2 protein-coding genes are annotated in these 4,439 nt (G+C 69.5%); both read left to right on the top strand.

From position 1 onward, the window contains the following. The first annotated feature begins 145 nt into the window (after positions 1 to 145). A complete protein-coding gene (locus ABNT58_RS05095) occupies positions 146 to 3,823 on the top strand; it encodes a hydantoinase B/oxoprolinase family protein (protein ID WP_348752424.1) in 3,678 nt (1,225 codons plus the stop codon). A 51-nt stretch (positions 3,824 to 3,874) separates the two neighbouring features. Next, positions 3,875 to 4,156 carry a hypothetical protein gene (locus ABNT58_RS05090; protein WP_348752423.1) on the top strand — a complete coding sequence of 94 codons (282 nt, stop codon included), beginning with the start codon at positions 3,875 to 3,877 and terminating at the stop codon, positions 4,154 to 4,156. Positions 4,157 to 4,439 lie beyond the last annotated feature (283 nt).

Genomic DNA, 4,439 nt, shown 5'->3' with positions numbered 1-4,439 from the left:
GACCACATCGTGCTGGAATGCACCAACATGCCGCCGTATGCCGCGGCCGTGCACGCCGCCACCGGCGCCACGGTGCACGACATCGCCACCGTGCTGGCCGAACGCTGGTCGGCGCTGTTCCATTGACAAGCAAAGTGAGCCAACCATGGACCCACGCTGGCAGTTCTGGATCGACCGCGGCGGCACCTTCACCGACGTGGTGGGGCGTGCTCCCGGCGGCGCGCTGCACACGCTCAAGCTGCTGAGCGAAGACCCCGGGCGTTATGAAGACGCGGCGGTGGAAGGCATCCGCCGCCTGCTGCAGCTGCGGCCCGACGAAGCGGTGACGCCCGACCAGGTGGCCTGCGTGAAGATGGGCACCACCGTGGCCACCAATGCGCTGCTGGAACGCAAGGGCGACCGCACGCTGCTGGTCACCACCCGCGGCTTCCGCGATGCGCTGCGCATCGCCTACCAGGCGCGGCCGCGGCTGTTCGACCGCCGCATCCTGCTGCCCGAGCTGCTGTACGAGCAGGTGGTGGAAGCCGACGAACGCGTGGCCGCCGATGGCAGCGTGGTGCGCCCGCTGGACGAAGCCGCGCTGCGCCCCGCGCTGCAGGCCGCCTTCGACAGCGGCATCCGCGCCTGCGCGGTGGTGTTGATGCACGGCTGGCGCTTTGCGGGCCATGAGGCGGCGGTGGGCGCGCTGGCGCGCGAGATCGGCTTCACCCAGGTGTCCATCTCGCACCAGGTGAGCCCGCTGATCAAGCTGGTGCCGCGCGGCGACACCACGGTGGTCGATGCCTACCTCAGCCCCATCCTGCGGCGTTACGTCGACCGCGTGGCGGCGCAGATGCCGGGGGTGCGGCTGCTGTTCATGCAAAGCTCCGGCGGCCTGGCCGAGGCGAACCGCTTCCAGGGCAAGGACGCCATCCTCTCGGGCCCGGCGGGCGGCATCGTCGGCATGGTGCGCACCGCGGTGGCGGCCGGCCATCCGCGTGTCATCGGCTTCGACATGGGCGGCACCAGCACCGACGTGTCGCACTATGCGGGCGAGTTCGAGCGCGCCTTCGACACCCAGGTGGCCGGCGTGCGCATGCGCGCGCCGATGATGAGCATCCACACCGTGGCCGCAGGCGGCGGCTCCATCATCCGCTTTGATGGCGCGCGGCTGCGCGTGGGGCCGGAATCGGCCGGCGCCCACCCCGGCCCCGCCAGCTACCGCCGCGGCGGCCCGCTGGCCACCACCGACGCCAATGTGATGCTGGGCCGCATTCAGCCGGCGCACTTTCCGGCGCTGTTCGGCCCGCGCGGCAACCAGCCGCTCGACAGGGCCGAGGTGCTGCACCGCTTCGAGGCCATCGCGCTGCAGATGCAACAGGCCAGTGGCCGGCCGGTGCAGGCCGAAGAAGTGGCCGCCGGTGCGCTGCAGATCGCGGTAGCCAACATGGCCAATGCCATCAAGCGCATCTCGGTGGCGCGCGGCTACGACGTCACCGCCTACACGCTGCAATGCTTCGGCGGCGCGGGCGGCCAACATGCCTGCGCGGTGGCCGATGCGCTGGGCATGCGCACGGTGTACGTGCACCCACTGGCCGGCGTGCTCAGCGCCTACGGCATGGGCTTGGCCGACCAGATCGTGATGCGCGAAGCCTCGGTCGAGCAGCCGCTGGACGAAGCCGGCCTGGCCGCCGCGCGCCACACCCTGCAGGCGCTGGAAGATGCCGCGTTGGCCGAACTGGCGGTGCAGACCGGCCTGTCGCAGGCAGAAGGCCAAGCCTCGCCCTTCGAGCTGCGCAGCCGTGCCCAGCTGCGCTACCGCGGCACGGACACCGCCTTGCAGGTGCGCATCGATGAGCCAGCGGCAATGCGCCACAGCTTCGAGGCGGCCTACCGCCAGCGCTTTGCCTTCCTGCCGCCCGACAAGCCGCTGGAGATTGAATCGGTGTCCGTGGAAGCCGTGCTGCCGGGTGAGGCCATCAGCACTCATGCCGAAGGCCCGCCGCCCGATGCGCAGCGCACGCCGCCGAAGGCCGAGCCGGTGCGCATGTACTGCAGCGCCGACGAGCAGCCCGCCGGCTGGCGCGATGCCTGGCTGTTCCACCGCGAGCAGCTGCCTGCGGGCGCCCATGTCGATGGCCCCGCCATCCTGGCCGAGCGCAATGCCACCACCGTGGTGGAGCCCGGCTGGCAAGCCCTGCTGCTGCCCGGCGGCGCGATGGAGCTGCGCCGCACGCGCCCACGCGCGCAGGCGCAGGCCGTGGGCACCCAGGCCGACCCGGTGATGCTGGAGGTGTTCAACAACCTCTTCATGAACATCGCCGAGCAGATGGGCCTGCGGCTGCAGAACACCGCCCACTCGGTCAACATCAAGGAGCGGCTCGACTTCTCGTGTGCCTTGTTCGATGGCGAAGGCAACCTCATCGCCAATGCGCCGCACATGCCGGTGCACCTGGGCTCGATGAGCGAATCGATCAAGAGCGTGATCAACCGCAACCCCGGCATGCAGCCGGGCGAGGTGTTCGTGCTGAACGACCCGTACCACGGCGGCACCCACCTGCCCGACATCACGGTGGTGACGCCGGTGTTCCTGGAGGCCGGGTCTGACGTTGACACTGAGGCCGCTGCCACGCGCCCGGCCTTTTACGTGGCCTCGCGCGGCCACCATGCCGACGTGGGCGGCAGCACGCCGGGCTCCATGCCGCCGTTCTCGCAGACCATCGCCGACGAAGGCGTGCTGATCGACAACGTCAAGCTGGTGGCAGTGGGCGAGGGCGGCCCGGTGCTGCGCGAGCAGGCGATGCTGGACCTGCTGGCCAGCGGCCCCTGGCCTTCGCGCAACCCGGCGCAGAACCTGGCCGACCTGCAGGCGCAGATCGCCGCCAACGAAAAAGGCGTGCAGGAGCTGCGGGCGATGGTGGCGCAGTACGGCCTGCCCACGGTGGCGGCCTACATGGGCCATGTGCAGGACAACGCCGAAGAATCGGTGCGCCGCGTGATCACCGCGCTGAAGGACGGCCGCTTCGAGCTGCCGCTGGACAACCGGGCCACCATCCGCGTGGCGGTGACGGTGGATGCTCAGGCGCGCGCCGCCACCATCGACTTCAGCGGCACCAGCGACCAGCTGCCCAACAACTTCAATGCGCCCAAGGCCGTGACCATGGCCGCGGTGCTGTACGTGTTTCGCACGCTGGTGGACGACGACATCCCGCTCAATGCCGGCTGCCTGAAGCCGTTGCAGGTCATCGTGCCCGAAGGCTGCATGCTCAACCCGCGGCCACCGGCGGCGGTGGTGGCGGGCAATGTGGAAACCAGCACCTGCGTCACCAATGCGCTGTATGGCGCGCTGGGCGTGATGGCGGCCGGCCAGTGCACGATGAACAACTTCACCTTCGGCAATGAGCGCCACCAGTACTACGAGACGGTGTCGGGCGGCTCCGGCGCGGGCGAAGGCTTCGACGGGACGAGCGTGGTGCAGACGCACATGACCAACTCGCGCCTGACCGACCCCGAGGTGCTGGAATTCCGCTTCCCGGTGCGGCTGGAAAGCTACGAGATCCGCGCCGGCTCAGGCGGCGCCGGCCGCTGGCGCGGCGGCGACGGCGGCACGCGACGCATCCGTTTCCTGGAAGCGATGACGGCGTCCATCCTCAGCAACGGCCGGGTGCACGGCGCCTTCGGCATGCAGGGCGGCCAGCCCGGCGAAGTCGGCAGCACCCATGTGGAAAGAGCCGACGGCCGCGCGGAAACGCTGGCGCACATCGGCTCGGCCGAGCTGCAGCCCGGCGACGTGTTCGTGCTGAACACGCCGGGCGGGGGCGGGTTCGGGGAGCCAAGCGCTTGAGTACCTCAGGCACCCCCATACGGCGTAAAACATGCCCAAATGGAGGTGCCTATGCAGACAGCAGCTTCGCCTCGCCATACGCTGCGCCGCGGTGGGTTCTGGGCCATGCCGGCGGGTGGCACGGACAAACGCCGGCGCACCCAGTGGAACCGTTTGGTGGACCAGGTGCGATCCAGTGACCACCTGACGCTTTACCGGGCGGTGGAAGAGGGCGTGCCTGCGTTCACCGTCGTCTTGATCTCCAGGGCCTTGAGCGAGCCAGCGGACATGGCGGGCAAGGGCGCCGCCCACAAGGGCGGCCGCTGGAACCACGCCGGCGAACGCGTGACTTGAGCCTGCACCTCGATTTCATTGAGGGCCCTGGGTTCGGCGTGGCTGGCACGCCAGTCGAGCGCCTTGCTGTGCGTGCCCGCCGTCATCATTCAAGAAGAGGTGAATGTCCTCGTGAACCCCTCACAGGTCGATGCAAAGCGCCTCACCACGCATCGGGTAAGGCGCTTCATCTACGACCAGCGGGTGTAGCGGGTTCAGCTGTTGGCCACCTGCAGGTTGTTCACCACCTGCGTCACGCCGGTCACGTTGGAGGCCAGCTGTTCGGCCTTCACCTTTTCGGCGG

This window comes from uncultured Aquincola sp. (assembly GCF_964001545.1).
Lineage (GTDB): Bacteria > Pseudomonadota > Gammaproteobacteria > Burkholderiales > Burkholderiaceae_C > Aquincola.
Note: the sequence above shows the minus strand (reverse complement) of the source record. Positions and strands in the feature narration are given on the sequence as shown.